Annotated in this window: 22 protein-coding genes; 11 read left to right on the forward strand and 11 right to left on the reverse strand. The window is 59.3% G+C overall.

The annotated features are described in order from the left end of the window. Nucleotides 1–50: 50 nt before the first annotated feature. Entirely contained in the window at nucleotides 51–1,388 is a 1,338-nt protein-coding gene (locus HMPREF9695_RS03415) for an MFS transporter (RefSeq protein ID WP_006019394.1), read from the forward strand. Between the two features lie 49 nt (nucleotides 1,389–1,437). On the opposite strand, the gene HMPREF9695_RS03420 is transcribed toward HMPREF9695_RS03415, so the two are convergent. Then, a complete protein-coding gene (locus HMPREF9695_RS03420) occupies nucleotides 1,438–3,777 on the reverse strand; it encodes a xanthine dehydrogenase family protein molybdopterin-binding subunit (RefSeq protein ID WP_006019395.1) in 2,340 nt (779 codons plus the stop codon). An 85-nt stretch (nucleotides 3,778–3,862) separates the two neighbouring features. Between HMPREF9695_RS03420 and HMPREF9695_RS03425 the strand changes: the two genes are divergently transcribed. Both HMPREF9695_RS03425 and HMPREF9695_RS03430 read left to right on the forward strand, forming a co-directional pair. Next, a complete protein-coding gene (locus HMPREF9695_RS03425) occupies nucleotides 3,863–4,186 on the forward strand; it encodes a 2Fe-2S iron-sulfur cluster-binding protein (RefSeq protein WP_006019396.1) in 324 nt (107 codons plus the stop codon). Continuing rightward, nucleotides 4,183–5,430 carry an NAD(P)/FAD-dependent oxidoreductase gene (locus tag HMPREF9695_RS03430; RefSeq protein WP_006019397.1) on the forward strand — a complete coding sequence of 416 codons (1,248 nt, stop codon included), beginning with the start codon at nucleotides 4,183–4,185 and terminating at the stop codon, nucleotides 5,428–5,430. The genes HMPREF9695_RS03425 and HMPREF9695_RS03430 overlap by 4 nt, the downstream gene beginning before the upstream one ends. Nucleotides 5,431–5,492: 62 nt before the next feature. On the opposite strand, the gene HMPREF9695_RS03435 is transcribed toward HMPREF9695_RS03430, so the two are convergent. Next, a complete protein-coding gene (locus HMPREF9695_RS03435; protein ID WP_006019398.1) occupies nucleotides 5,493–6,644 on the reverse strand; it encodes an ABC transporter substrate-binding protein in 1,152 nt (383 codons plus the stop codon). Between the two features lie 389 nt (nucleotides 6,645–7,033). Between HMPREF9695_RS03435 and HMPREF9695_RS03440 the strand changes: the two genes are divergently transcribed. Genes HMPREF9695_RS03440 through HMPREF9695_RS03450 form a run of 3 tightly spaced genes read left to right on the forward strand, consistent with a single transcriptional unit; the run spans nucleotide 7,034 to nucleotide 9,804 of the window. Then, nucleotides 7,034–7,975, forward strand: a complete 942-nt coding sequence (locus tag HMPREF9695_RS03440) for an oxamate carbamoyltransferase subunit AllG family protein (protein WP_006019399.1) — start codon at nucleotides 7,034–7,036, stop codon at nucleotides 7,973–7,975. A gap of 2 nt (nucleotides 7,976–7,977) precedes the next feature. Continuing rightward, entirely contained in the window at nucleotides 7,978–8,733 is a 756-nt protein-coding gene (locus HMPREF9695_RS03445; protein WP_006019400.1) for an SDR family NAD(P)-dependent oxidoreductase, read from the forward strand. Nucleotides 8,734–8,772: 39 nt separating this feature from the next. Further along, nucleotides 8,773–9,804 (forward strand): aromatic ring-hydroxylating dioxygenase subunit alpha, encoded by a 1,032-nt coding sequence (locus tag HMPREF9695_RS03450; protein WP_006019401.1) that lies wholly within the window; start codon nucleotides 8,773–8,775, stop codon nucleotides 9,802–9,804. A gap of 125 nt (nucleotides 9,805–9,929) precedes the next feature. Here the strand turns inward: HMPREF9695_RS03450 and HMPREF9695_RS03455 are convergent, their stop codons facing one another. From HMPREF9695_RS03455 to HMPREF9695_RS03475, 5 genes are all read right to left on the reverse strand, one after another. Next, on the reverse strand, nucleotides 9,930–10,670 hold the full coding sequence (locus HMPREF9695_RS03455; RefSeq protein WP_006019402.1) for a GntR family transcriptional regulator: 741 nt from the start codon (nucleotides 10,668–10,670) through the stop codon (nucleotides 9,930–9,932). A 143-nt stretch (nucleotides 10,671–10,813) separates the two neighbouring features. Continuing rightward, complete coding sequence (locus HMPREF9695_RS03460; protein WP_006019403.1) at nucleotides 10,814–11,914, reverse strand: NADH:flavin oxidoreductase; 1,101 nt, start codon at nucleotides 11,912–11,914, stop codon at nucleotides 10,814–10,816. 138 nt (nucleotides 11,915–12,052) lie between these two features. Then, complete coding sequence (locus HMPREF9695_RS03465) at nucleotides 12,053–12,841, reverse strand: enoyl-CoA hydratase/isomerase family protein (protein WP_006019404.1); 789 nt, start codon at nucleotides 12,839–12,841, stop codon at nucleotides 12,053–12,055. 53 nt (nucleotides 12,842–12,894) lie between these two features. Beyond that, nucleotides 12,895–14,517, reverse strand: a complete 1,623-nt coding sequence (locus HMPREF9695_RS03470; protein WP_006019405.1) for a fatty-acid--CoA ligase — start codon at nucleotides 14,515–14,517, stop codon at nucleotides 12,895–12,897. A gap of 85 nt (nucleotides 14,518–14,602) precedes the next feature. Beyond that, nucleotides 14,603–15,832, reverse strand: coding sequence for an ABC transporter substrate-binding protein (locus tag HMPREF9695_RS03475; RefSeq protein WP_006019406.1), 1,230 nt, complete (start codon nucleotides 15,830–15,832; stop codon nucleotides 14,603–14,605). A 400-nt stretch (nucleotides 15,833–16,232) separates the two neighbouring features. Here HMPREF9695_RS03475 and HMPREF9695_RS03480 point away from each other — a divergent pair, with 400 nt between their 5' ends. Together HMPREF9695_RS03480 and HMPREF9695_RS03485 are read left to right on the forward strand one after the other, a co-directional pair. Beyond that, nucleotides 16,233–17,030, forward strand: a complete 798-nt coding sequence (locus tag HMPREF9695_RS03480) for a crotonase/enoyl-CoA hydratase family protein (protein ID WP_006019407.1) — start codon at nucleotides 16,233–16,235, stop codon at nucleotides 17,028–17,030. Between the two features lie 50 nt (nucleotides 17,031–17,080). Beyond that, on the forward strand, nucleotides 17,081–17,872 hold the full coding sequence (locus tag HMPREF9695_RS03485; protein WP_006019408.1) for an SDR family oxidoreductase: 792 nt from the start codon (nucleotides 17,081–17,083) through the stop codon (nucleotides 17,870–17,872). A 61-nt stretch (nucleotides 17,873–17,933) separates the two neighbouring features. Here the strand turns inward: HMPREF9695_RS03485 and HMPREF9695_RS03490 are convergent, their stop codons facing one another. After that, a complete protein-coding gene (locus HMPREF9695_RS03490; protein WP_006019409.1) occupies nucleotides 17,934–18,392 on the reverse strand; it encodes a MaoC family dehydratase in 459 nt (152 codons plus the stop codon). Nucleotides 18,393–18,614: 222 nt separating this feature from the next. Between HMPREF9695_RS03490 and HMPREF9695_RS03495 the strand changes: the two genes are divergently transcribed. From HMPREF9695_RS03495 to HMPREF9695_RS25565, 3 genes are all read left to right on the forward strand, one after another. Beyond that, nucleotides 18,615–20,189 carry a fatty acid--CoA ligase gene (locus HMPREF9695_RS03495; RefSeq protein WP_006019410.1) on the forward strand — a complete coding sequence of 525 codons (1,575 nt, stop codon included), beginning with the start codon at nucleotides 18,615–18,617 and terminating at the stop codon, nucleotides 20,187–20,189. Nucleotides 20,190–20,242: 53 nt separating this feature from the next. Beyond that, complete coding sequence (locus HMPREF9695_RS03500; RefSeq protein ID WP_006019411.1) at nucleotides 20,243–21,193, forward strand: LysR family transcriptional regulator; 951 nt, start codon at nucleotides 20,243–20,245, stop codon at nucleotides 21,191–21,193. Nucleotides 21,194–21,485: 292 nt separating this feature from the next. After that, on the forward strand, nucleotides 21,486–21,629 hold the full coding sequence (locus HMPREF9695_RS25565) for a nucleoside monophosphate kinase (protein WP_006019412.1): 144 nt from the start codon (nucleotides 21,486–21,488) through the stop codon (nucleotides 21,627–21,629). A 151-nt stretch (nucleotides 21,630–21,780) separates the two neighbouring features. On the opposite strand, the gene HMPREF9695_RS03510 is transcribed toward HMPREF9695_RS25565, so the two are convergent. The 3 genes from HMPREF9695_RS03510 to HMPREF9695_RS03520 are packed head-to-tail and all read right to left on the reverse strand — an operon-like array spanning nucleotide 21,781 to nucleotide 26,442. Then, complete coding sequence (locus tag HMPREF9695_RS03510; RefSeq protein ID WP_006019413.1) at nucleotides 21,781–24,324, reverse strand: branched-chain amino acid ABC transporter ATP-binding protein/permease; 2,544 nt, start codon at nucleotides 24,322–24,324, stop codon at nucleotides 21,781–21,783. Further along, on the reverse strand, nucleotides 24,321–25,196 hold the full coding sequence (locus HMPREF9695_RS03515) for a branched-chain amino acid ABC transporter permease (protein ID WP_006019414.1): 876 nt from the start codon (nucleotides 25,194–25,196) through the stop codon (nucleotides 24,321–24,323). The genes HMPREF9695_RS03510 and HMPREF9695_RS03515 overlap by 4 nt, the downstream gene beginning before the upstream one ends. A gap of 37 nt (nucleotides 25,197–25,233) precedes the next feature. Next, nucleotides 25,234–26,442, reverse strand: a complete 1,209-nt coding sequence (locus HMPREF9695_RS03520) for an ABC transporter substrate-binding protein (RefSeq protein WP_006019415.1) — start codon at nucleotides 26,440–26,442, stop codon at nucleotides 25,234–25,236. Between the last annotated feature and the right edge of the window lie 118 nt (nucleotides 26,443–26,560).

The following is a 26,560-nucleotide window of genomic DNA, read 5'->3' on the forward strand; positions in this document are numbered from 1 at the left end:
TAAGACGCGGAAAAATCCGCCCAATTATTTGCACATGGGGAGAAACACAGATGAGTCAGATAGCAGTTGATGCCTTACCGAAGGATATGGCGGAAAGCGATATCGAAAAATCGACGATGCGCGCCGTTTCAGTCCGAATCTTGCCATTTCTGATCCTAGCCTATTTCATATGCGTGCTGGACCGGGTCAACGTCAGCTTCGCTGCGCTGACCATGAACGCGGATCTCGCATTCACGCCGCTCATCTATGCCTGGGGCGCCGGCATCTTCTTTATCGGCTATTTTATCCTGGAAGTGCCGAGCAATATCGCCTTGCATCATTTTGGCGCGCGTCGCTGGATTGCGCGCATCATGGTGACGTGGGGATTGATTTCGGCTTCGATGGCGTTCGTCAGCGGGCCGAACAGCTTCTACGCCCTTCGCTTTCTGCTCGGTGTTGCCGAGGCCGGATTTTTCCCGGGGATCGTTCTCTATCTCACCTACTGGTATCCGGCAAAATATCGGGCCCGCGTGATGTCAGCCTTCATTCTGGGCGCGCCGCTGTCCGCAGTTTTCGGCGGACCGGTTTCGGGTCTCCTGCTCGAGATGAACAACATGCTGGGCCTGAAGGGTTGGCAATGGCTTTTCATCATCGAGGGAATTCCCGCTGCGATCCTCGGCGTCATTGCCTTCTTTTACCTGACGGACCGTCCGTCGGATGCGAAATGGCTCGACCCGGAGCAGAAGAAATGGCTCGAGGCCAGGCTTGACGGCGAGCGCAGCGCCAAGGAAGCGGCTCATCGCATGACGCTGTTGCAGGCGCTGAAGTCGTCCAAGGTGCTGGCATTGAGTTTCGTCTACTTCGGACTCCTGGCTGGTCTCTACGGAATACAGTTCTGGTTGCCGCAGATCGTAAAGGGCTTCGGGTTGACGAACGTTCAGACCGGATTTGTCAGCGCGCTGCCGTTCGCCTTCGGCACCATCGCCATGTATTTGTGGGGACGCCGCTCGGATCGGGCACAAGAGCGCGTGTGGCACATTGCAGTTCCGCTGTTCATAACGGCCGCCGCGCTCGTCGCATCAGCCTATGCGGGGAACCTGCCTCTTACCATGGTGGCGCTCATCGTGGCGGCCGTCGGCGGATTTGCAGCATTCGGGCTGTTCTGGACTCTTCCGACGGCCTTGTTGACCGGGGTTGCAGCCGCCGGCGGCATTGCGCTGATCAATTCGATCGGCAGCCTGGCGGGCTTCGGCGGCCCTTATCTGATCGGCTGGGTCAAGGAACTCACCGGAAACACAATAACCGGATTACTTGTTCTCGCGGTACTTCCGGCTGTTGCTGCGTTTTTGGTGCTGGTATTAGGGCACGATACGAAAACGGAATTCGCAGGCGACTCGAAGAAAGTCTGACGCCACCAGCTTCCGGCCTGCGGTGTTCTGACGACACCGCAGGTTTTCGCTACGTGCAGCGTACGCTACGCGTCCCTTTCGCACGGTGGATTGCCTCCAGCACCCGCCGCGGTGTCATCGGACAGCACAGTAATTCTACCCCCAGCGATTTGAGTGCGTCGTTGACAGCGTTGCCGATGGCGGCGGGAGGAGCAATCGCTCCGCCTTCACCGAGACCTTTGACACCGAACTCCGTGTAGGGTGACAGCGTTTCCATGTGCTCGACTTGGGGAGCGGGAACCTCGGTTGGCCCCGGCAGCAGATAATCCGCGAAGGTCGATGCCAGCGGTTGTGCTGATGGATCGAACGGCATCTCTTCATAGAGAGCCGTGCCGATACCTTGTGCGAGGCCGCCGTAGATCTGGCCGTCGACGACCATCGGATTGATCAGCTTGCCGCCGTCCTCGACGATCACGTAGTCGAGAATTTCGATGTCACCCATTTCCGGGTCCACTGCAACGACGGCGATATGTGCGGCGTAGCTAAATGTGCCGGAGTCGCGCACCGGCTTGTAGCCAATCGTGGTTTCAAGGCCTCGCGGATCGACCGAGGCAGGCAGATCCTGAGGGCGCCGATACCAGGTGTGAGCGACTTCCTTCACAGTCACGCTTCCCGATGGCCCGATCACACAGCCGTCCTCAAGGCGTACATTCGCAACATCGGTTTGCAGCAGATGCGCCCCAATGCCTTTGATGAGGCCGGCGATTTCCTGCGAGGCGCGTGACACGGCACCGCCTGCCATTACCGCTGATCGCGAACCCCAGGTTCCGGTCGAGTATGGCGTGTATTCGGTATCGCCGTGGACGAGCTTGATCTTCGGAGTCTCGATGCCCAGAATCTCGTGGGCGATCTGCGGCAATGTGGTTTCCATGCTCTGCCCGTGCGAATGGACACCGATACGAAGCTCGAGACCTCCATCCGGCGTGACGCGCGCAGTCGCCTGTTCGTGTCCCGGGATCATCGGGATTCCCCAGCCGGAATAGACCGATGTGCCGTGCGCGCCCTGCTCGCAATAGATCGAAAGACCGATGCCGATCAGTCTGTGGGTGTTTTCCTGCTGTTTGCGGATGGCGTCGAGATCGATCCTCGCCATGGCGCGTTTCAAAGCTTCAGGATAATCGCCGCTGTCAAAATGCTTTTTGGTGATGTTGTCGAACGGCATCTGCTCAGGCTTCACCAGATTTTTCAGCCGCACCTCCAGAGGATCGAGTCCTGCCTCGCGCGCGACGGCATCCACCATCAGTTCCATGGCATAGCAGACGCCCGTGCGGGCGACGCCGCGATAAGGGAGAATTGGACACTTGTTGGTTGCGACCGACCAAGTCCGGCAGCGATATGACGGAAAGTCGTAAGGCCCCGGCAGGATGCTCGCAATCTGTGCGGCCTCAAGACAGGCCGAGAACGGGTAGGATGAGTAAGCGCCGGAATCGACGGTGGCCTCGCACTCGATGCCGCGCAGCGTGCCGTCGCGATCCGCGTATGCGGTGATGACATAATGGTGCTCGCGGCAGTTTGCGCTCGCAGTCAGATGCTCGCGGCGATCTTCGATCCAGCGGACCGGATGACCGCAGTGCATCGCAAGCCAGGCGAGGCAAACATCTTCCGGCGGCATGAGCGCCTTGTAGCCGAAGCCGCCTCCGACGTCGGGCGAGATGACCCGTACCTTGCTCTGGTCGAGCCCGAGACATTCGGAGATGCCGGTTCTGATAATGTGCGGCTGCTGCGTCCCGGTATAGAGCACAAGCTGATCGAGGCGCTTGTCCCAATAAGCAACAGTGGCGCGCCCTTCCAGCGGCGCCATGCATTGCCGCGCCGTCCTGATTTCACGGGTCACTTTGATCGGGGCGTCGTAGGCCGCCTCCATATTCACGTCGATATACGTTTCCAGGAAAACGTTATCGCCCCAATGGTCGTGAACCAGCGGTGCACCGGGCCGTCTCGCGGTCAGCATCTCGCTCACCACCGGCAGTTCGTCGAGGTCGAGTTCAACTGCGCCGGCGATGTCTTCAGCTTCGGCGCGCGTACCGCCTATGCACATGGCGACAAGCTCGCCGACCTGCCGGACCTTTTCGTGCGCCAAAAGAGGCTGCTCCGAATGCTTGAAGCCGGGCAGGCCGGATGCGGCGACGATCGGTTTGACGTCTGTAAGATCGCTGGCGGTGAAAACGCGATCCTGAAATTCCGGCGGGATTCGCACGCCACGGATCTTCGCGTGAGCGAGTGGGGAGCGGACGAAGGCGACGTCCTTGAGTCCGGGCAGCTTGAGGTCGCCCACATACTGGCCGCGGCCGCGCAAGAAGCGGTCGTCTTCCTTTCGCAGCAACGACGCGCCGACGCCCTGAAAATCCATCATCCCTCCGATCCGATCACCGCTTGCCACAGGCCGAATTGCTTTATATCATTCTATCTATAGGACAACAATGAGATAGAGAGATATGGTTCAGATTACAGTCATTCAGCCGTCGGGAACAGCATCTCAACTGGATGTGCCCGAGGGCTGGAGCCTGATGCAGGCCGCGGTGAAAAACGGCATCGACGGTATTGTCGCCGAGTGCGGCGGGTCCTGTGTTTGCGCAACCTGCCATGTCTACGTCGAGCAAGAGCGATTGACGGAACTCCCGCCGCCCGGCGAGGACGAACTTGAACTTCTGGACGAAGTGAAAGCCGAGCGGCGCCCCAATAGTCGCCTGTCATGCCAGATCAAGGCCTCACCCGCGATCGAGGGACTCGTTGTCACCGTTCCCGAGTGCCAGACGTGACCGGTACCGATCCCCACATAGTCATTGTCGGGGCAGGGCAGGCCGGTCTTCAGGCAGCCGAAACGCTTCGCAGCGAAGGATTTGAGGGCCGGGTCACGTTGCTTGGTGCCGAGCCGCACGCGCCTTATCAGCGGCCTCCGCTTTCGAAAGCGTGGCTCATGGACAAACTGGACCCTGAACAGCTCACGCTGCGTGATCCCTCCGTGCTGGAGAGGAAGCAGATCGATCTCTGCACCGGCGCATCCGTGTCGGCGATCGATGTGAGATCGCAAGCCGTGTTGCTGCGCGATGGGCGAGCATTGGCCTACACCGGGCTGGTTCTCGCCACGGGCGCAACGCCGCGTCAGCTTCCGCAGGCGCAAGAAGCCGGCGATCTGGTTCGGACGCTGCGGTCACGCGCCGATGCTGACGCTATCGCGCGCGGACTTCAGAATTGCGCGCAAATGAAACTACCTCTGGTCGTTGTCGGGGGAGGGTTCATCGGGCTGGAGGTCGCAGCGAGCGCGCGAAAACTTGGTATCGAAGTTACTGTCCTCGAGGCGGCTCCGCGTCTGCTGGAAAGAGTTTTGTCCGCCGAACTGTCCGCGTGGTATGCCCGGCTGCATGCCGATCGCGGCGCGACATTGATTTTTGAAGCGCGGATAGCTGAAATCCGAAAAATCACAGCGCATGCTGTCGAGGTCCAGCTTTCTGATGGGCGTTGCATTGTTGCCGGGCTGGTGGTTGCGGGAATTGGCGTGACGCCCAACGACGAACTGGCGAGGGCTGCTGGAATCGTGTGCGAAAACGGAATCGTAGTGGATCCATGCGGACGCACCTCCGTTCCTAATGTTGTCGCTGCGGGAGACTGTACGGTTCGCCGCTTGCTGGATGGCACCATGCTTCGGCTGGAGTCGGTTCAGAACGCAGTCGAGCAGGGCCGGTCGGCGGCCTGCGCACTGCTGGGAACGGACAAGCCAAGTCTTGGAACGCCGTGGTTCTGGTCGGACCAGTACGACATGAAGCTCCAGATTGCGGGGCTGTCGCGGGGGGCAGACACGCATGTTCTGCGCGGCGACATGGGAGGCCATTCGTTTTCGATCTTTCATTTTCGCGAAAGCCGTCTTGTGGCGGTGGATTCGATCAACGCCGCCAGGGATCACATGGTCGCGCGGGACCTGATCGGGCGGCAAATTTCACCAACTGCGCAGCAGGCCGGTGATGCCGCGTTCAATCTCGCAAAGCTTCGCACCGTTCAGGCCTAGTTTTTTCGGAGTAAAAAAATAGCGGCGGCGCCGATATCGGCGCCGCCGCTGATCCTTGCCCGTTACTTGCTGACCAGCACGACCTTTCCATCGTCGATCTTGACGAGGTGCGTTGTCGCCGGGCTCTGTCCGCTCTCGGCGCCGGCCGGGCCGACTTTCTCGAAGACGATGCGGCCGGTCAGGCCGGGAAACTCGATCTCCCAAAGAGCTGCGCGAATCTTCTCCGGCTCAGCGACACCGGCTTTCTTGATGGCTGCGGCCAGCACCTGAATGCCGTCATAGCCGCGCGCGCCCTCAGGCAGTCCCGCAAACGGAAGTCCGGTTTTTTCCCACGCTGCGATGAACGAGCGGGCCGCTGCCGGATCTGCCGAGGTTTCCGGGAACCATGGCGCAAACATCGCGTCATGCAACGAATTGTTCGCTGCCGAGCCGGCCTGGGCAATCAACTGATCCGGCACGGTACCGCCGGTGGTGATGATCTGTCGCTTGATGCCGAGCGCCTGCGCCTGCTTCATCACCAGCGTCATCTGTTCCGGGCCGGATGTCGTGAAGAGGGTGTCGCTGTCTGTGCTCTTGATGGTCGAGAGCTGCGAAGACATGTCTTGCGCCGCTGCGTCCATGTGCAGTGTGCGATTGACGGTGATGCCCTTCTCCTTCAGCATTTTCCCGAATTCGGCAGCCGCACCGAGACCCCAATCATTGTTGACGACAAGGAAGTCGACCTTCTTGATCTTCAGCGGTTCGACAAAGCGGGTGAAGCTCTTGGCTTCCATGCTGTTGGTCGGGCTGATGCGGAATACATACGGGTTGCCCATGGTCGTGATCTTGTCGGCGCTGGACGTTTCGACCAGCATCGGGACCTTGTATTCCATCAGCTTTGGCATAACTGCGAGTGTGTAGGTCGAGCTCCATGCGCCCATCATTGCAGGCACCTTGTCGCGCGTAATCAGCTTCTCGGCGACGTTCGCAGCTTCGGTGGGATTGCTCTTATTATCTTCGATGATCAGTTGAAGCTTCTTTCCGAGCACGCCTCCTTTCGCATTGATCTCTTCCGCGGCGATCTTGGCGCCGTTGGTGACGAAATTCCCCGACGCGGCGACCACGCCCGTCAGGGGCTGATTGACGCCGAGCTTGATGGTTTCCTGGGCTATTGCGCCTGTCCCGACACTGGTTGACAGGACCGCTAGCAATATTCTGGACCAAGACGATTTCATTGAATTCCTCCCTCCGGTTTACCCGCCCGCTCGTTTGCGCGCTAAGTCACACTATCACTCTATTAATAGGATGACCAAGCCGCAAATGTAATCGATGATGCTATTTTTCGGGGCAATTTGCACGAAAAACTCACTTTGTGTACTTGCCGCATATCTCTATCATGCTATAAATAGAATGATTAGGTCGGCGGACGCGCTTATTGTTTGGCGAATGCCGCAAATCCACGTCGGAAGGCCGCGCATTCTGTGCGCCAGGTGAGTGCGGAATGAATCGGAAGCTTGCGCATCTTCGTCGTCTCGTTCGGTTAAGTGACGCCAGGGCGGACCTGCCTGCACACACTCTGCTTCATGCTGGACCGCCTTACAAAGGCAAACCGCCGGGCGCGGTCATGGCGGCAGCGGAGCAGGCCGCGGTGATCGGAGGTTTCGCCGAGGATATCTCAGCCGCGCGCGGGATGCTTGAGGCGGGTTCACTTTCACTCAAGCCGGCGCAGGACCACGGCATTGCTGTTCCGCTCGCGATGGTGGCTGCGCCGTCGATGTGGTGTTTCGAGGTCGGGGACAATGACAGCGTCTTCTATTCTCCTGTCTCCGAAGGGCCGCCGCCAGCGTTGCGATTTGGCTCCGCCGATCCACTCTGTGTCGCGCGCGCGCGCGATTGGACTGCGGAGGTGGCGCGAGCACTCAATCCGCAGCTTGGCAAACTGCCGGACATCGAATCGATAATGCGGGAGGCGCTGCGCGAGGGGGACGACTGCCACGCCATTACACGGGCCGGAAACGATCGGTTCCTCGAACTCATGAGCGAATTGCCCACCGGCATCGGGGCCGATATCCGGGCGAATCCCGGTTTCGTCCTGGGCATCTGGATGGCTTGGGCCGCGTGGAAACTGCACACATCGGCAAGCGAGATCGTGGCCATTGGCGGCAACGGCATTGAGTTTGGCTTGCGACGGCGCGGCGAGACAAGCTGGTCGACCGTATCATGCGCGCCGCCAACAGGAATCCGCTTCAATCCACAGCAGACGGCGCCGGCCTTGGGCGCCATCGGTGACAGCGCGCTCGTCGATGTCTGCGGGTTTGGCGGACAGGCGTTAAGTCATGCACCAGTGCTCGCAGCGGAGTGGGCACATTTGCTCCCGCCGGATGCGCAATCGCGCGCCAGCGCCATCATCAACGCCGGTATGCGTGTCATCGATACCGACGTCGTCCGCGCCACCGGCGTCACGCCAATCATCAATCTTGCGATCCTCGATGAAAGAGGTGCTGCCGCACCCATCGGAAGAGGGTTCTACATCGTACCGCCCTCACTTTTCGGAACTGGAGACTAGGAATGGACCTGACAGGAAAGGTGGCTGTCGTCACCGGCGGCGCGATGGGGATCGGCTATGCGATCTGCGAGGCGCTGGCCGGGCAGGGCGCGTCGATCATGATTGCAGATCTCAAGGGAGGTTCGGCCGCCGCCGATAAATTGCGCCAGCGCGGATATCAGGCCCACCATGTCGATGCGGATGTTTCCAGCGAGCAGGACACCGGCCGCATGGCGTCAGCGGCCGTCGAACGGTTCGGGCACGTCGACGTTCTGGTGAACAACGCCGCGATCTATTCCACTCTATCCCTCAAGCCCTTCGAGCAGCTTACGGTCGATGACTGGCAAAAGATGCTGAATGTCAATGTCATCGGGCAGTTTCTGTGCTGCAAGGCGGTGCTGCCGGCATTCAAGAAGCAGGGCTCCGGGCGCATCATCAACATCTCGTCGGGTGTCGCCTTCAAGGGCAATCCCGGCATGTTGCATTACGTCGCCTCAAAGGGCGCGATCGTGTCCATGACGCGAACGCTTGCGACCGAGCTTGGCGAGCACGGTGTTCTCGTCAACAGCGTCGCGCCCGGCTTCACGCTGAGCGATGGCGTTCAAAACAATCCCGAACTGGCGAACACGGTTTCCGGATTTTCCGTGCGCAGCAGGGCGCTCAAGCGGGACATGCTGGCTGGAGACGTTGTTGGCGCCGTCGCTTTTTTTGCGGGCCCGCATGCCGCTTTCATCACCGGCCAGACCTTGGTTGTCGATGGCGGCGCTTACTATCATTGACGGCTGCGGAATTCTTGACTGTCGAAGGGAAGCAACAAAATGAAATACGTTACCAATGCATGGTACCCGGTGGTGTGGGCCGATCGTGTTGGCCGGGAGTTGACTCGGCACGTGGTGCTCGAAGAACCCATCGTCATCTATCGTCTGGAGGACGGAAGCATCGCGGCTCTTCAGGATGCGTGTCCGCATCGTCTTGCCCCGTTGTCCCTGGGCAAATTGAAGGGTGACAACATCGAATGCGGCTATCACGGCATGACATTCGACTGCAGCGGAAAATGCGTCCTCATTCCGGGGCAGGATGTGATTCCGGGCAACGCGCTGGTCCGCTCATATCCGCTTCAGATCAAGTACGGGCTGGTGTGGCTTTGGATGGGCGATCCGAAGAAAGCCGATCTCAGCAAGATGTTTCATCTGCCGCAGTATGAGGCCGAAGGCTGGCACGCCGTGCAGGGCGACACGCTGCGGATCGAGTGCAACTATCTCAGCCTTTGCGACAACCTGCTTGATCCGGCGCACGTCACGTTCGTTCACACAACAACTCTTGGCACTCCGGCCGGTGCCACCGTTCCGGTGAACAACGAATACCGCAACAACGAAATCACCGTGTGGCGATGGATCCGCAACGGGCCGGCGATTCCGCTTTTCTCGAAGTACGGCAAGCTCACCGGGTCAGTCGATCGCTGGCACTACTACAATTACTCGACGCCGTGCTACTTCGCGATCGACATGGGATCGTGCCCTGCCGGCTCGATTCCCGATACGGAGGACAGGGATAAGGGCGTTCGGATGTTTGCCTGCCACGTTCTGACCCCGGTCGATGAACGGACGGTGCTTCAGCACTGGTTCCATGTCCGTAACTTCCGCACCAACGAGCACAACATGGACGCCTCGCTGACCGCCGATCTCGATATGGCGTTCAAGGAAGACAAGGTCATCCTGGAGCGGATCCAGCTCGAGGAAGAGCGCGACCCGAACTACAAGCGCATCATTCTGGGAATCGACGCGGCGCCGATGAAGATGCGCCGGATGGTCGATAAACTTATTATCGCGGAACTGGAGTCTGCCGGTTGAGCTGACGATCCGTACACAATCGCGCGCGCCAAAGATCATCTCTGGCGCGCGGACACTTCCTCTGTACTGCCTGGGGTTTCGGCCCCAGGATTTTTTTGGGGGCGGGGCTTTGCCGGAGCGCTTGGCTAGCTGCGATTCATCAGATCGCGCCGAAGCGCGAAACAATTCCGGTGGTAATGAAAATCCGCGACGTAGATCGCAACATTCCGGTCGTCCAGAAGAACGATCCTGCAGTCGGCGGTGGGCTCGCCAAGTCCGATCTTGAGCAGGTCGGCGACCTCGGGATTCGCTATGCCGATCGTCACCGTCTGATAGGCGTGACTGATCGAGATATCCTTCATCTCCATAATGCGCGGTAGGGCCGGTAAACGCGTGAACTGTTTCCGTTCGCGTGCGAATATCTCCTGCGACAGGTGCAGGTTGACGACTGAAAACGGCTCATCCCCGTTGTACTGCACGCTTCTCAGCAGCGCATATCTATGCGCGGGGACACCTTCACCCTCGCCGAGGGGAGGGCTGGCAACTTTTTCTTCAATGTGAACGATCTCGACGCGATTGTCCTTGATAGAGCTGATAAGGCCGTCGAGGTCATTGGCGATGTTCAGCCAGTGCCGTTCCTTCGGCACGTAGGATACAAAGGTGCCGAGACCCTGCCGGGAATCGAGCATTTTTTCTTCGCGAAGAATCTCGATGGCCTTGCTGATGGTGATCTTGGCAACGCCGAATTCGGCTTCGAGCTCTTCTATCGTCGAGATCTTGTCCCCGTTCTGCCAGCGGCCCGCTTCAATGCGCTGCCGCATTACCGATGCCAGCTGCAAGTACAGAGGCATACGGCTGCGGTCGAAAATGACTGAGAGCTTATTCATCTCTCTATTATAGAGTAGTCCTATATATAAGGCGAGCCGTGTTTAGAGGTCATCTAATGGGTGCGGGACTGCGACAGCCGGCGCCGGCGCACGATGTGCCGCGCCGTCCAGGTATCTTACCGAACGGTGAGGACTAGCGCCGCTTAGAGCGTCGCCATTGCTTTTGGCGAGAAGGGTGCAAGTTCGGCGAAGCGTCTGTCGCGCACCTTGGCCGGCCACTCCGGATCGGTAATCAGCGCGCGGCCAACTGCGACCAGATCGAACTCATTATCCGCAAGCCGCGCCTCGAGTTCGCTGAGATCGCCAACTTCCGCGCTTTCACCCTTGTAGGACTGAATGAAGTCGCCGCCCTTCAGACCCACCGATCCCACCGTGATCGTTGGCTTGCCGGTGAGCTTCTTGCTCCAGCCGGCGAGATTGAGGTCGGAGCCCTGGAATTCGGGCTCCCAGAACCGCCGCGTCGAACAGTGGAAGATGTCGGCGCCTGCGTCGACCAGCGGCTGTAGGAGCGCGGCGAGTTCGTCGGGCGAGTGAGCCAGCTTCGCACCGTAGTCCTGCTGCTTCCACTGCGAAAACCGGTGAATAATGACGAAGTCTGGCCCCACACGCTGGCGGATGGCCTTGATGATATCGGCAGCAAAACGAGTACGCTTGATGAGATCCCCGCCGTAAGCGTCGTCGCGCCGGTTCGACTGCTCCCAGAAGAACTGGTCCACCAGATAGCCGTGCGCACCATGAAGTTCGACGGCATCGAAGCCGATCTCCTTGGCGGCGCCCGCGGCTTTCGCAAACGCTTCGATGGTGTCTGCGATATCCGCGTCGGTCATCGGCTCGCCAACCAGCTTGCCTGAACCGGACAATCCCGATGGCCCATCAGACTTGCCTTCCGGACGCGGACCGGTCCCAGCCTTGCGGACCATTCCCTGATGCCAGATTTGCGGCGCGATCTTTGCTCCGGCCGCATGCACTTCTTTCACCACGCGACGCCAGCCATCGAGGCTTTTCGGGGCATAGAAGTTCGGAATGTTCGGATCATTCGATGCGCCTGCGCGGTCGACCGTGGTTCCTTCGGTGATGATCAACCCGACGCCGCCTTCCGCGCGGCGGCGATAGTAGGTCGCGACATCCTCACCGGGGGTCCCGTCCGGACTCTTCGAGCGCGTCATCGGCGCCATCACCACGCGATTGGGCAGTGAAAGCGATTTGTGCCGGAATGGCTGGAACAGCGGGTTCGTGGTCGACATGAAGGCCTCGCGACAGTTGACTGGCGATTTTCTGATGAAAATTGTGCGGTTGTAGTTCTGGCAACGTCAATTCAAAACGGTGGCGCGGCAGCTATGCAAATGGTTCTCCAAGGATAGCCGCCTGATTTGGATCGCCCTCTAGGCCCCCTGAAAAACGACCTTGCCGCGGAAGTTTTTTGAACCGTGTTCCACCACTGCTTGCACGCCGGCCCTGAAGTCCGCGCTGTCGAAGAGCGGCGGGCCGAGGTCGAGCAGCAGTTCGTCCGCAGCGCGCACGCCGTGGTCAAGAAACGCGCGCATCAGGCGCTTGGTGACGGCGTGAGCTTTGGTCGGTGCGTTGGCGAGCTTTTGAGCCCATGCCATGGCCTCGGCTTGCAGCGAGGCCCGAGGAACAACCCGATTGATGATATTCCAGCGTTCAAACGATGCCGCGTCATAGAAGTCGCCGGTGAAACAGATTTCGCGCGCGCGGGCGGGGCCGCATCGCTCGGCCAGAAGATAAGCGCCGCCCAGGTAGGTCGCAGCGCCAATGTGCTGTTCGACCTGTGCAAACTGCGCATCATCGGCCGCGATGATGACATCGCATCGGAGTGCGATTTCGAGCGCTGCTGCGAGGCAAAGCCCCTGAACGGCGCAGACGACAGGAATGTTCAGGCCTTCCAGCCGGGTGCAGATCCGAATCCCCCGGCCCAGCATCTGACGGGCGCTCTTGCTGTCGACACCAACGAAGGTGGTCTGCACATTCACGCCGCAGCCGAAATGATCGCCCGCGGCCTGGACCAGCAGCGCGCGGATGTTGGACGCCTCAACCTCGTCGAGTACAGTCTCGAAAGCCGCAAACAGCGCGTTATCGGCGAGATTGATCGGCGGATTGTCGATTGTGATGACGCCAACATTCGCCTGTTTTTCGAAGCGCACTGAACTCATTTTTTATCCCTTCTCGAACAGTCGGGCCGGGCTGGACTCGATGTGTCCCGCGGCTAAGTGCCTGGAAACCGGTAGTGCTGAAACTGTTCCCGTAAATCGGTCTTCTTGATCTTGCCGGTTGCGGTGTGAGGTATCGCATCGACGACGGCGACATCGTCGGGCATCCACCACTTCGCGATCTTGCCTTCCATGAAGTGGAGAATGTCGGGACCCTTCGTCTTCGAATCCGGTTTAAGCTGGACGATGAGAAGGGGCCGCTCGTCCCATTTGGGATGGCGGATGCCGATCACCGCGGCCTCCAGCACGTCGGGATGGCCGACCGCCAGATTTTCCAGATCGATCGAGGAAATCCATTCGCCCCCGGATTTGATGACATCCTTGGAGCGGTCGGTGATCCGCATATAGGCGTGCTCGTCGAGAGTGGCGACGTCTCCGGTGTCAAAGAATCCCTCGTCATCGAGAATATCGTCGGTGATCCGATAGTACGCCTTGGCGATGGCCGCTCCGCGGACCTTCAGGCGTCCAAACGTCTTCCCATCCCGTGGCAGCTTCTTGCCGAAGTCGTCCGTGATCTTCATCTCGACAAGGAAGGGCGGAAAACCTTGGCTGGAGAGCCGGTCGATCTTGTCCTTGCCGGAGAGATTTTCGAATGGCGGTTTGAGTGCTCCGATCGAGCCGATCGGACTCATCTCGGTCATGCCCCAGCCCTGACGCGCCGGAATCCCCATGCGGCCGAAAGCCTCGATCATGGCGGGCGGTGGGGCTGCGCCGCCAATTGTCAGATGCTTGAGATCGGGCAGCCGCAGGTTGTTTGTTTCCATGTATTGCTGAAGCATCAGCCAGACGGTCGGCACACCAGCCGTCAGTGAGACCTTTTCGTCCCGGAGAAGTTCGTAGATCGACGCACCGTCCATCTTCGCGCCCGGAAACACCAGCTTGGTGCCGGTCATCGGAGCATGGAACGCCAGCCCCCAACTGTTGGCGTGAAACAGCGGGACGACAGGCAACACGGTATCGGTGGACTTCAGGCCGACTACGTCAGCCTGCGCGACCATCAGCGAATGCAGGACATTGGAGCGGTGGGAGTAGAGCACCCCCTTCGGATCCCCGGTCGTCCCAGACGTGTAGCAAAGACCGGCTGCGGTATTCTCGTCGAACGACTTCCATTCGAAATTGCCGTCGACGCTATCGATCCAGTCCTCGTAAGCAATTGCCCCGGGCAGATTTGTCGTCGGCATGTGCGCGCGGTCGGTGAGAATCACGAAACGCTCGACCGAGGAGAGTTGCGGCGCCAGCTTCTCCAACAGCGGCACGAAGGTGAGGTCGGTCAGCAGGATCCGATCCTGAGCGTGATTGGCGATCCACGCGATTTGCTCAGGGAACAGCCGCGGGTTGATCGTATGACAGACCGCGCCGATGCCCATGATTCCGTACCAGGTCTCAAGATGACGCCATGTGTTCCAGGCTAGGGTCGCGACGCGGTCTCCGAGCCTGATGCCGTCACGGTCGAGCCGCTGTGCAACCTTCAGGGCGCGCGTCCGGATGTTCAGATAGTTGGTGCGATGGATCGGTCCTTCGACTGACCGGGTCACGACCTCTCGCGTGGGGTGACAGTCCGCGGCATGGTCGATGATACGGTGGCACAGCAACGGCCAGTCCTGCATCAGGCCTAACATGGTGTGAAGCTCCTTGAGTTCTTGTCCTGCAAATAAAAAGAAACCCGGCACTCGATGAATGAGTGTCGGGTCAGTCTGGGTGGAGCTACATAGGTTTGTTTTCGCTGCTGAGAATAGGGCCGAACAACTCCCATTGATCCTTGGAAAAGCGCATCATCTGAAGCTGCTCGATCGGCCGGTAGTCGCTCGCGCTCGTCTTCACGCGGATGCCAGGCAGAAGCATATTCACGTCCATATCGAGACTGGCGGCCTGCTTCATGACGTTTTCGCGGGTCAGGTCGTCGCCGCACTGCTTGAGCACCTGTGCCATGATTTGGGTGACCGCATATCCATAAATGTAAAGGCTATCCGCCCGGTCTGCGTCCGGAAGATACTTGTCCATGAAGGCATTCCACTCGATCATGCCCTGATCGTTCTTCCATTTCGGATCGGTGGCGTCCTTCAGGTAATAGGCGCTGAGCACGCCCTGCGCGTTCTCGAAGCCTGCCGGCTTGATGACGCCTCCGATCGTGGTCGAAACCTGAGGGATGATCTGAACAACCTTCCAGTTAAGCTCGCCAACCTTCTTGATGCTTTGTGCGACGAACTTCGGCGTCCCGATGTTGATGAAGACCGCCGGATTCGCGGCCTTCATCTGCACGATCTGGGAATCGATGGTTGGAGCCGAAACCTCGAAGGGCACCTCGGCGACGATCAGCTTGCCGGCGTTTTCGCCGAGTCCTTCCTTCAGGCCGATCAGATAGTCTTTGCCGAAATCGTCATTCTGATAGAGCACGCCAATCGTGGCGCCGGGATAGTTCGATAGAATGTACTGGGCATAGATGCGTGCCTCGCCGCGATAACTGGGCAGAAGTGCCATGGTCCACGGATAGTTCGCCGGATCGGCCCACTTGTCCGCCCCGCTGGTGACGAACAGTTGCGGCACCTTCTTCTGGTTCATGTACTTGTGAATGGCCGTGTTGCCTGGCGTGCCGAGATTGCTCAGCAGGAACAGGACCTCGTCGCTCTCGACCAGCTTGCGGGACTGTTCGACGGTCTTGGGCGGACTGTAGCTGTCGTCATAAGAAATGTAAGTGATCATGCGGCCGTTGATGCCGCCGCGGTCGTTGATCATCCTGAAGTAGGCCGCCTGCGCTTTTGCAATCGCAGAGTATGCCGAAGCGGGTCCGCTGTGCGGCGATGTGTTGCCGATCTTGATTTCAGTATCGGTCGCTCCCGGGTCGTAGCGTTTCTGCGCGAGCGCTGCATCGCTTGTTGCGAGCCCATATGCTACGATCAGTCCAAGCGCGATTTTTGCGAATGTCTTGAAATTCATGGCGCCCTCCCAGGCTTTACGGCTTTGCGTTGCCTTTTTCGGCTTTTGGCAAAGTCGCGAGAGCTAAGCAGGCGGACTTTGTCGGCCCCAATGAAAATCTTGAACCGGCGCTATTCAGAGGTGAAGCGCTGCGTGGCCCAAGATGGTCATTCACTGATGAATAGCAATCATCCAGAATTTTAGTAGCTGGAAGACGTGTCGGCTGATCTGATCGAGCCCAAGCGCGCCCGACGCCTGATCGGATGGCAACGGGTATTGCAGGAAGCTGGATGGAGCATTCGGAAGGTGGCTGGTTTCATTCCGCTAATCCATTTACCCCGATAGCGCGCCCGGCTTTTATGGCGGATCGTCGATCCCAATGTCGGGCAACTTGATCCAAGAGAATTCAGGAGGAAACAACGTGAGTGAGACAAAGGCTGCTGTAGGGCAGGTTCGAACCGAGGTGCATGGCCATGTATTGAAGATCATCATCGACAACGCGGCCAAGAAGAATTCCTTCAGCCCGCAGATGATGCATCAGATGTCCGATGCGCTTACTCTCTTGCACAATACCGACGACTATTGGGTCGGTGTGGTCTGCGCGGAAGGAAGCGATTTCACAGCCGGCCTCGATATGCCGAAGTTTTTCGGTCCTACGGCGGACAAGGATGCGCTCAAGCTAAAAGAAGGCAACGTAGATACATTCGCGCTTCAGAAGCGTTGCCGAAAGCCCGTCGTCACGGCGGTTCAAGGTATCTGCTTCACCATCGGCATCGAAATGATGCTTGCCGGCGATATTGTTATCGCTGCCAGCGACGCGCGTTTCTGCCAGATGGAATCCAAGCGCGGGATCGCCCCGCTGGGTGGCGCGCATTTTCGCTTTCTGACGCGCGCCGGCTGGGGCGACGCGATGTATCATCTCTTCCTTTGCGATGAGTTTTCGGCGGAGCGGGCCTACAAGATCGGTCTGGTCCAGGAGGTGGTGACGCCCGGCCAGCAGATCCAGCGCGCGATGGAGATTGCGCAGACGATAGCGAAGAATGCGCCGATCGGCATTCAGGTCACCAAGGAAGCCGCCCTGAAGTTCATCGAGAGCGGCGAGCGGTCTGCAATCGACTACATCCCGAAGATCAGAGACCGCGTGTTTAACAGCGAGGACTTCAAGGAAGGCATTCAGTCCTTCGTTGAGCGCCGCCCTGCGGTCTTCCGCGGAAAATAGCCGCATCCGAGACGGTAACCATTCAACTCATCAGAGGGACGACAAGCGACATGGGAAGCATCAAGAAGGCATTCGATCTGACCGGCAAGACCGCACTCGTTACAGGGGGCTCGCGCGGGCTTGGGCTTCAGATCGCCGAGGCACTTGGCGAGCAGGGGGCAAAAATCGTCCTCTCGTCGCGCAAAGCCGGTGATCTGGAAGACGCTCAGGGCCATCTCGCCAAGCTCGGCATCAAGGCAGACTGGATCGCAGCCGACAATTCCAAGGACGAAGACATCAAGCGGCTCGCGGATGGCGCAATCGCCAAGCTCGGCAAGGTCGACATCCTCGTGAACAACGCCGGTGCGACCTGGGGCGCGCTGACGGAAGATCATCCCATCGAAGCATGGGACAAGCTTATGAACCTCAATATCCGCGCGTTGTTCGTGCTTAGCCAGCAGATCGGCAAGAAATCGATGATTCCCAACAAGTACGGGCGGATCATCAATCTCGCATCGGTTGCCGGGCTGTTCGGCAGCAGCGGTGAGATGCAGACGATCGCCTACAACACCAGCAAAGGTGCGGTGGTGAACTTCACTCGCGCTCTTGCGGGCAGTTGGGGCCGTCATGGCATCACGTCCAACGCGCTTGCGCCGGGTTTCTTCCCGTCAAAAATGACGAAGGGAGTGATCGCATCGGTCGGTGTCGACAAGTTGACCGAAGGTGTGCCGCTTCGCCGCCTTGGCGATGATGACGATCTCAAGGGTGCTGCGCTATTGTTCGCCAGCGACGCCGGAAAGCATATCACCGGGCAGATACTGGCGGTCGATGGCGGTCTGACGGCTGTGCTGTCGTCGTCCTGAGCTATCAAACCCGGCCCGGAAACGGGTCGGGTTTTTGATGATCGGTCGCATCGTCACCTGATTAAGGGATGATGAGAGCGAGACTCTCCGCCACCAGAGCCGGAGACTGATTGTTTTCGATCTCCAGCGTTGCTTTGCTTTTGATCAGGAATTGCCCGTTTTCCTTCGGCTCGATGCCGATCAGAGCCAATTGCAGGCGAACCCGCTCGCCGGCCTTCACGGGCGTAATGAACCTGACTTTATCCAGCCCATAGTTGATGACTGCAGAGGCATCCTTAGGAGCAAGTCCCAGCTTCATTGCCAGTGCGGCGACCAACGAGAGACTGAGATATCCGTGGGCGATCGTGCCGCCGAACGGGCTCTCTTTCCTGGCGCGTTCAATATCGATGTGGATCCACTGCCGGTCGCCGGTGCATTCGGCGAATTGATTGATTCGGAGCTGGTCAACATCGACCCAGTCCGACGCCCCAAGGCTCTGGCCAACGAAGTCCTTGACGTTGGCGAGCGTGATATCCGTCATAACAATCAGCACCTTTCATCATGGTTATGACCGTCATTGTCGTCGCAGCCGGAATGATCGCCATGGCAGATATTTCGAGCCTATACCCAGCAGTGAATAGCGATTGCGTCATTCATCATTGAATAGCCAGTCGCCAAATTCTCCCTACCTCTTCAGGACGGGCACGTTCAGCCTGCTGTCCTAAGGGTCCAGATTCAATGGAGCCCAAGGGAAACGCTGTTCATGACCAACTCCATAGCCTTGGCTGACGCCGTCGCGCCAATCGAGACGCTCTCCGATATTCCACGATACTATGCAGCTTTGACCCCGGATGCGGTCGCGCTGAATTTTGAAGGCAGGGAAACCACCTATGGTGGTCTCGATCGTGCTTCAAACCAGGTTGCAAATGGCCTGATCGCGGCCGGCGTCAAACCTGCGCGCCGAATCGCGATTCTCGACAAAAACAGCGACGCCTTCTTTTCGGTTCTTTTGGGTGCCGCCAAGGCGAATGCGGTGCTCGTGCCCATTAACGCACGGCTTGCCGCTCCGGAGATCGCGTTTGTGATCAACGATGCCCAAGCGGAAGTGCTGTTTATCGGTGAACCGTTTCTGGAAACGCTCGGCAAGATTCGCGATCAACTTGTCACGATCCGCGAGGTGATTGTTCTCGATGCATCTTACGCGGCGTGGCGCGACGCGCAGAACCCCCGTGATCCCGGCGTGATCTCACAGCCCGAGGACGTCTGTATTCAGATGTACACCAGTGGAACGACTGGTCATCCCAAGGGGGTTCAGCTCACTCACCGGAATTTTTCGTTGACGTCGCCGGCGGTATTCGACTTCTGGGGTCACTGGACATCCAGTGACACGCTGTTGATTACAATGCCGCTGTTTCATATCGCCGGGGCCGGGACGGGCATCCTGGGCCTGCTCGCTGGTATGAAGATCGTCGTTCTCCGCGAGTTTGTCCCGTCTCAGGTCCTTCAATCGATTCAACACGATCGTGTCACGGCTTCGTTCTTTGTGCCCGCGATGATACTGGCGCTTCTGTCGGAAAAGAATATCGATCAGATCAATACGTCTTCGCTAAAGCGAGTGATTTATGGCGCCTCGCCAATTCCAATCGATCTGTTGAAAAGCGCGTTGCGCGTGTTCAGGCAAACCGCTTTTGTCCAGGTCTACGGCCTTACCGAGACCACCGGAGTGCTGACCGCGCTTTTGCCGGAAGACCATTCCCGTATCGATAGCGAAGTCATGAAATCATGCGGCCGGGCCATCGACGGCGTTGAACTGCGAATTGTGGATGCTCTGGGAGCGCCGCTGCCACCGCGCGAGGTGGGAGAGGTCGTCTGCCGGACGGCAAAGAACATGGTTGGATACTGGAATCGTCACGACGACACAGCGAAGACCCTCAAGGGTGAATGGCTCCATACCGGCGATGCAGGATATCTTGATGAAAACGGATACCTTTATATCCACGATCGTATCAAGGACATGATTGTCTCCGGCGGAGAGAACATCTATCCCGCGGAAATCGAGAGCGTCTTGTTCAGCCACCCGGATGTCGCCGATATCGCGGTCATCGGCGTACCGGATGAGCGGTGGGGCGAAGCCGTCAAGGCTCTTGTAGTGCCGATGCAGAATGCCGTTGCGGACGCCGACAGCATTTTGCGATATGCGCGGGAGCGCCTGGCAGGTTACAAGATTCCGAAGTCGATCGAGTTCTTGTCAGAGATGCCGAGAAATCCCTCGGGAAAGATATTGAAGCGCAAGCTTCGTGAACGGTACTGGCAGGGACACGACAGGCGTGTAAACTAGCTCTGCATGCCCGTCCCATTACTATCCCTTCCCAGGCAGCGCGGAATGCAGATGTGACCGAAGCAAACTGGGACCTGTACCGTCTATTCCTGGTCGTGGCCCGAACGGGAAGCGTCAATCGCGCCGCCAATGAACTTGGGATGAGCCAACCGACACTGAGCCGGCGGCTAAAGGAGCTTGAGCGGTACGTCGGAGCGCCGCTGTTCTTTCGGGCGTCGTCGGGAGTAAAACTCACGCCGGAAGGCGAAGATCTCCGACGCTCGGCTGGGGATATTCTGTCCGCGTTCGACTTGTTCAATCGCGAGCTGCGTTCGCGGGTCGGCCAGAGGTCGTCCGTCGTCAAGATCTCCGCGACGGAGGGGCTGACAAAACACTGGCTCCTGCCTCGCGTCAAACAACTCCGTGGCCTGAACAGCCGTCTGCGTCTCGAACTCACATCGACAATGCATCAGCAGTCCCTGGCGACGAGCGATCTCGACTTCGTCATCAGAATGGGTGATCCCGGCGAAAGTGAACTGATCGGAAAGCGGGTAGCGACCGTCGCGTTCGGGATATTCGCTTCGGAGGAATATCTGGCGGCGCATCCTGCACCGCGATCGCTGGCTCAACTCAAGGATCACGACATTATCGGACTCACAGAGGATTTTGCCGGCTTCCGAAGTGAACGCGCCGGCCAGATGCAGTTGGCCACACAGTTCTTTGCCGCGACGGAGGTGCGAAATGCCCTGCGCATTTTGCCCGTTGCAAGTCACTTTGCTGCGGCGGCGGAAGGCCTTGGTCTGGCCTTTCTCGCTGTGCCCTTTGCGCAAGCCGAACGACTTGTCCGGGTGCTTCCGAATGAGACGGCATTTTTGAACGTGTGGTTGCTTCGCCGTCCTGAAAGCGATCTTAGAAAGCTGACCAGAGAGGTCAGGCGTTTTCTTGAGAGTGAGTTCGTAAAGTCGAAGAGCTGGTTCTCCGGTAACCAAAGACCCGCGCATACCCCAACCCGGCGTAAATTCTGAGCGCCGCGAGATAAGCAATATGGATATGGCGAGAGCTCGTCGCTGGACCCATTTTGGAGACGATGTCAAAAAGCAGCATGCTGCCGAGTAGACGAACCCCACAGGAGCCCTGACATGATCGACGGCGGCCGGGACGTCGGCTGAGATCCATCCCGGTTCGCGTGTCGTCCGAATGGACACCTCATTCTGCGGCCGGCTGTCCGCAAGTAACAGCTAGATGGTCGGACGGAACCTTCCCCCGAACCGCGGATCTTGCATATGTTGGCGTCAGGAGCGCGCAGACGAGGAGATCTTGCTCGATCGGATCATGATCAGGGCTCGTGAGATGCAGCAAGCCGGCGGGGACGTTCGTCTCGATGACAATCACGAAGCGCTGAAAGTGCGTCTGCATACGTATGATGAGCAGACCGCTCCGCTCATCGAATACTATCAATAGAGAGCCATCCTCAGGAGCATCAACGGTTTGCTGCCGGCCGACGCCGTGACTGCGGAGCTTTTGACGCTCATCGGGGGCAGCCGATAGCGACAACCGGCTCAGGTGATGCATAACGTCGCGAGCATTGCAAATGAGCCCGCGACGCGGTGGATCATGCCCCGACCCCAATCCTCTCTGCGCCGCTTGCCTGGGCCTCTCCTCCCAGATAGGCGGCTTCGAGCGAGGGGTCCTTCGCGATGGTCTCTGCGGCTCCACTTTTGACGATCGCGCCTGTTTCCAGAAGATAGGCCCTGTCAGCCAGAGCAAGAGCCTGTCCGGCCATCTGGTCGACGACAATCAGCGTCATTCCTTCAACGCGGAGGCGTTCGAACGACGCGAAAAGCTCGTCGACCACAAGCGGCGCGAGTCCAAGCGATGGCTCGTCCAGCATCAGCACTTTCGGCGACGTCAGCAGCCCGCGGGCGACTGCCAGCATTTGCTGTTCACCGCCGGAGAGAAGACCGGCGCGATGATCGATACGCTGGTTGAGGCGCGGAAAGCGGGCCAGCATGGCTTCGACTTCGGCATCGAGATCGATGTCCGTGCGAGCATAGGCCCCAAGCTGCAGGTTTTGCCGGACCGTGAGTTCCGGGAATACCTGCCGTCCCTCTGGCACCAGCACGACACCAATGCGGGCGCGTGCATGCGCGGGCAGGCTATCGATCCGTTTGCCGGAAAGCGAAATCTCGCCGGTTGTGCGTGGCGGCTCAAGCCCTGCGATCGAGCGCATCAGCGTGGTTTTACCCGCACCGTTTGCGCCAAGCACGGCAATGGCCTCGCCGTTACCGACAACGACGTTGATGCTTTCGAGCGCCCGCGACAGACCGTAGAACGCATCGAGCTTCCTGATGTCGAGCACAGTCTCCTGCCCGGGCTGCCGGGCGGGACGGTGGCGCTGTTCGCTCGCCGTTGCATCGCCGAGATAGGCCTTCCGGACCAGAGGATCGTTCCGGATGGCCGCAGGCTCGCCGACGGCGATGCGTTTGCCGCCATCCAGGACCACGATGTGATCGCTCAGCGACATGATCATCGGCATGTCGTGCTCGACAATGATCACGGCGACACCGAGATCCGCGATGCGGCGCAGCAACGTTGTCAGGCGCAGCTTGTCACCCTTCGACAGGCCGGCGGCGGGCTCGTCAAGAAGCAGGACCTTCGGCCGCAACGCCAAAGCGCGCGCGATTTCGACGAGACGTTTCTCACCATGCGGAAGCGATTCCGCCGGCCGGTCGAGGTCACCATCAACTCCCGCGAACCGCAGCAGGGATCGCGCGAAACGCTCGGTGTCCGGATTGCGGAGCGGCGAGACGATGCCGCCCAGCTTGCCGGCGGTTTCCGCCAGGAGCGTGTTTTCGATAATGGTGAGCGAACCGAACAATTGCGTGGTCTGGAATGTCCGGGCCACGCCGGCGCGGGCGAGGGTGTGTGAGGGCAGGCCGGTCAGGTCACGATCACCAAGTTTCACCGTACCTGAAGTCGGCCGATAGAATCCGCAAAGCAGGTTGAGTGCGCTCGTTTTGCCGGCGCCGTTGGGGCCGATTACGCTCGTCACGTGACTGAGCTGCGCGGTAAACGAGACGTTCTGCACCGCGCGGACACCGCCGAACGCGATCGAGAGGTCCGTGACGTTGAGCGGGGGCGCGCTGCTGCTTTCCACGCGAAGCGCGGCGCCGGGGTCGCCGATCGTCGACACACCATCCGCGCCGGATTGCGGCCGGGACGCCGAAAAGAATTTTGCAAAGAGTTGCCCGGCGAGACCCGCGACGCCGTTCGGAGCAACGCGCAGCACAGCGAACAGCAAAAGACCAAACGCGAGCAGGCGATATTCCGCCAGATCCGAGAGAAGCTCTGGTAGCAGTACGACGAGTACTGCACCGATCACCGGGCCAAGCGCCGACCCGGCTCCTCCGATCATGACGCCGAACAGCAGCAGGATCGATTGCAGGAAGGGGAATGAACTGGGGCTGATGTAGCCTTGAAGCGGGGCGAATAATGATCCTGCCAGCGCCATGGCTGCCGCTGAGATGACAAAAGCCATGGTGCGCACGCGGACGAGATCGATACCCACCGAGCGGGTCGCAACTTCAGAGTCGCGGGCCGCGCGCATGGCATAGCCCCAGCCGCTTCGCTTCAGCCGATCGAATAGCACGACGCCGGCAAACATCAGGGCGACGCTGGCGATGGCGAGGCCGCGCTCTGATAGGGGCATGCCGAAAATGCTCGGTGGAACGGTAAGGACAAGGCCGTTGCCGCCGCCGGTGAGATCGCGCCATTCGATGGTGCCGTGTTCGACGATAAAGCCGAACGCAATCGTGACCATAGCCAGATACGGGCCTCGGACGCGCAACGCCGGCATGGCAAGAAGACCGCCGATGATGCTGACGAGGACAATGCCGGCGCCGGTCGCTGCCAGATAAGGCCAACCGGCCTTTTCCATCAGAAGCACCGTCGTGTAAGCGCCTATTGCCATGAAGCCGATATGTCCGAGCGAGATCTGCCCCGCCAGTCCGAGCAGGACATTCAGGCCGATGCAGGCAATGGCAGTCAGCGAAATGGTCGCGATGAGAAACACCGCGTAGCTGTCGGCGACTGCTGTATAGCCAATGGCAATCGCCAGCGCGGCGCCGCCGATGAAAAGAGACGTACGGGAAGTCATACCTTTTTCACTCCAGCGCGGCCGAGCAACCCGTGAGGCAGAACGACGAGAATCACGATGACAGAAGCGAATGTGATGATCTGGGTGTAAACCGAGCCGAGATAGCTGGTGGCGAACACCTCAATAAGGCCGAGGCAGAGTCCAGCCAGCATGACGCCCCATGCGCTGCCGAGGCCTCCGATGATTGCGGCGGCAAATGCCTTGATGCCGAACAGTGTTCCCATTTCCGATGAGACGTTGAACAGCGGCGCAATCAGAAGGGCGGCGATCCCGGCGAGAACCGCCGATACCGCGTAGCTTGCGGCGATGGCGCGGCCGACATCGATGCCCATCAGGCGTGCGGCATTTGGATTTTGCACGACCGCGAGCATGGCGACGCCATGGCGCGTACGGCGGGTGAAAAGATGAAGCGCCGTTGCCAGGAGAAGACCGATGACCGGGATCAGAAGCTGAAGCGGATAGACGCCGGCTCCTTCGACGATCTGGATAGGTTTCACCGCGAGCATTGAGGGGAAGCCGCGCGGCTCCTTGCCGAACACAAACAGCATCAGGTTATCGACGATGATGCCGACGGCAACGGTTGCCATCAGCCAGTTGTCCGATCCGCGCTGCACGAACGGACGCACGGCATAGCGTTCGATGATAAGGCCATACAGGGCGCAGATTGCGAGAACAGCCGGAATGCCGAGCGCGCCCGGCCAGCCCCACAGAACGAGAAAAAAGTATCCAGCCACGGCTCCCAGGGTCATCGAGCTGCCCTGGGAGAAGTTCACCGTGCCGGATACTGCGTAAGTGACGTGAAAACCAAGCGCGAGCAGTCCGTACATGCTGCCGAGCGCCAATCCTGTGATGATCGCAGGAAGAAGTGACATGTGCTGATCGCCTTGGGTTGTCGGCCAACGCGCCGGTTTACTTCTTCACAAACGGCAGGATGTGGTTGTCCTCGAAGCGCGTCCAGATGTAGTCGCTCTCCGTGAGCGCGTCGTGCTTCGTCTTCGTGAACGGCTTGTCATAGGTCTTGATAAGGCCGTCGACGCGGTCGATTGCATAGAAGCCGTCGCGAATTGCGACTGGCTCTGCTTTGCCGGCCTTCTCGATTGCCTTCGCAATGACGAGGACCGAATCGTAGGCGTTGGCAACGCCGACGGCGGGGGTGATATCTGCCGGACCCTTGATGTCAGGATACTTCGCCTGCAGCGCCGCGATGACTTTCTTGCCGACGGGCGAGAGGTCGCCGAAGAAGCTATAGGTCTGAACGAAGATCACGTTCTTGGCGTTAGGCCCTGCAAGTTCGGTGAAGCGGCCGCCGGCGGGCCCCCAATGCGAGACGATCGGCGGAGCCCATCCCATCCGGTCGAGCGATTTCACGACCTGCGAAGCCGGACCGACGTTGCCGACCAGGAACAACGTATCAGCGCCTGCCTGCTTCAATCGCGACAGCTGCGGCACGACATCGACGTCGTTTCCTTCGAACTTCTCGATGCCGGCGGGCTCAGTGCCAGATGCCTTCATGGCGGCCTTGAGGCCATGCTCGTTTGACTCGCCCCATGGATTATTGACCAGGATCAGCCCGGGCTTTTTGGTGTCGTAGGTCTTGCGGGCGAACTGGACGATGGCCTTGTCGACTTCATCATCCATCGCAGAGACGCGGAACACGAAGTTGTCGGCGGCACCGTTCTGCGTGATGTTGGTGCCCGCAGCCCATGGCACGACGAAAGGCATCTTGGCGTTGTTGACGAACGGCACGATCGCGAGAGCAACCGGCGTATCGAGGCCGCCGAGTAGGGCTGAAACCTTCTCACGCTGGATCAGTTCGCGTGCGGCGATGAGTCCTTTCGCCGGGTTGCTTTCGTCATCGCGGCGAACGAGTTCAAGTGGCCGGCCGAGAACGCCGCCCTTGGCGTTGATCTCTTCGATGGCGATGGTGGCTCCACGAGTCAGAGCTTCACCAGCCCGTGCCGATTGACCGGAAAGGGCGGTGACGAGACCGATCTTGATAGGGTCGGCGGCATGACCAGGTGAAGCGGCCAGTGTTACCGCGAAGGCCGCGCCCATCATGCCTTGCAGGAACGAAGGACGAGAAAAGGCACGGTTCGATGATGTCGAATTGTAGCGCATTCTGTTATTCCTCCCGATAAGGCGGTCGCTCTCCGTTTCGAGAACAAACTCGCCAGCATTTCCGCCGCTCATCGTTTCGCGAACTTGACGGAAGTAAAAACTTTCTTCAACTATAGTC

Origin of the sequence: Afipia broomeae ATCC 49717 (assembly GCF_000314675.2) — a bacterium.
Taxonomy (GTDB): domain Bacteria; phylum Pseudomonadota; class Alphaproteobacteria; order Rhizobiales; family Xanthobacteraceae; genus Afipia; species Afipia broomeae.

Excerpts from the sequence above, each read along its gene's own strand:
- HMPREF9695_RS03460 (WP_006019403.1), bottom strand. The coding sequence starts at position 11,914 with ATGTCGACCACGAACCCGCTGTTCCAGCCATTCCGGCACAAATCGCTT.
- HMPREF9695_RS03485 (WP_006019408.1), top strand. The coding sequence starts at position 17,081 with ATGGGAAGCATCAAGAAGGCATTCGATCTGACCGGCAAGACCGCACTC.
- HMPREF9695_RS03455 (WP_006019402.1), bottom strand. The coding sequence starts at position 10,670 with ATGAATAAGCTCTCAGTCATTTTCGACCGCAGCCGTATGCCTCTGTAC.
- HMPREF9695_RS03435 (WP_006019398.1), bottom strand. The coding sequence starts at position 6,644 with ATGAAATCGTCTTGGTCCAGAATATTGCTAGCGGTCCTGTCAACCAGT.
- HMPREF9695_RS03425 (WP_006019396.1), top strand. The coding sequence starts at position 3,863 with ATGGTTCAGATTACAGTCATTCAGCCGTCGGGAACAGCATCTCAACTG.
- HMPREF9695_RS03520 (WP_006019415.1), bottom strand. The coding sequence starts at position 26,442 with ATGCGCTACAATTCGACATCATCGAACCGTGCCTTTTCTCGTCCTTCG.
- HMPREF9695_RS03475 (WP_006019406.1), bottom strand. The coding sequence starts at position 15,832 with ATGAATTTCAAGACATTCGCAAAAATCGCGCTTGGACTGATCGTAGCA.
- HMPREF9695_RS03465 (WP_006019404.1), bottom strand. The coding sequence starts at position 12,841 with ATGAGTTCAGTGCGCTTCGAAAAACAGGCGAATGTTGGCGTCATCACA.
- HMPREF9695_RS03420 (WP_006019395.1), bottom strand. The coding sequence starts at position 3,777 with ATGGATTTTCAGGGCGTCGGCGCGTCGTTGCTGCGAAAGGAAGACGAC.
- HMPREF9695_RS03415 (WP_006019394.1), top strand. The coding sequence starts at position 51 with ATGAGTCAGATAGCAGTTGATGCCTTACCGAAGGATATGGCGGAAAGC.
- HMPREF9695_RS03450 (WP_006019401.1), top strand. The coding sequence starts at position 8,773 with ATGAAATACGTTACCAATGCATGGTACCCGGTGGTGTGGGCCGATCGT.
- HMPREF9695_RS03490 (WP_006019409.1), bottom strand. The coding sequence starts at position 18,392 with ATGACGGATATCACGCTCGCCAACGTCAAGGACTTCGTTGGCCAGAGC.
- HMPREF9695_RS03470 (WP_006019405.1), bottom strand. The coding sequence starts at position 14,517 with ATGTTAGGCCTGATGCAGGACTGGCCGTTGCTGTGCCACCGTATCATC.
- HMPREF9695_RS03510 (WP_006019413.1), bottom strand. The coding sequence starts at position 24,324 with ATGACTTCCCGTACGTCTCTTTTCATCGGCGGCGCCGCGCTGGCGATT.
- HMPREF9695_RS03445 (WP_006019400.1), top strand. The coding sequence starts at position 7,978 with ATGGACCTGACAGGAAAGGTGGCTGTCGTCACCGGCGGCGCGATGGGG.
- HMPREF9695_RS03515 (WP_006019414.1), bottom strand. The coding sequence starts at position 25,196 with ATGTCACTTCTTCCTGCGATCATCACAGGATTGGCGCTCGGCAGCATG.
- HMPREF9695_RS03440 (WP_006019399.1), top strand. The coding sequence starts at position 7,034 with ATGGCGGCAGCGGAGCAGGCCGCGGTGATCGGAGGTTTCGCCGAGGAT.
- HMPREF9695_RS03495 (WP_006019410.1), top strand. The coding sequence starts at position 18,615 with ATGACCAACTCCATAGCCTTGGCTGACGCCGTCGCGCCAATCGAGACG.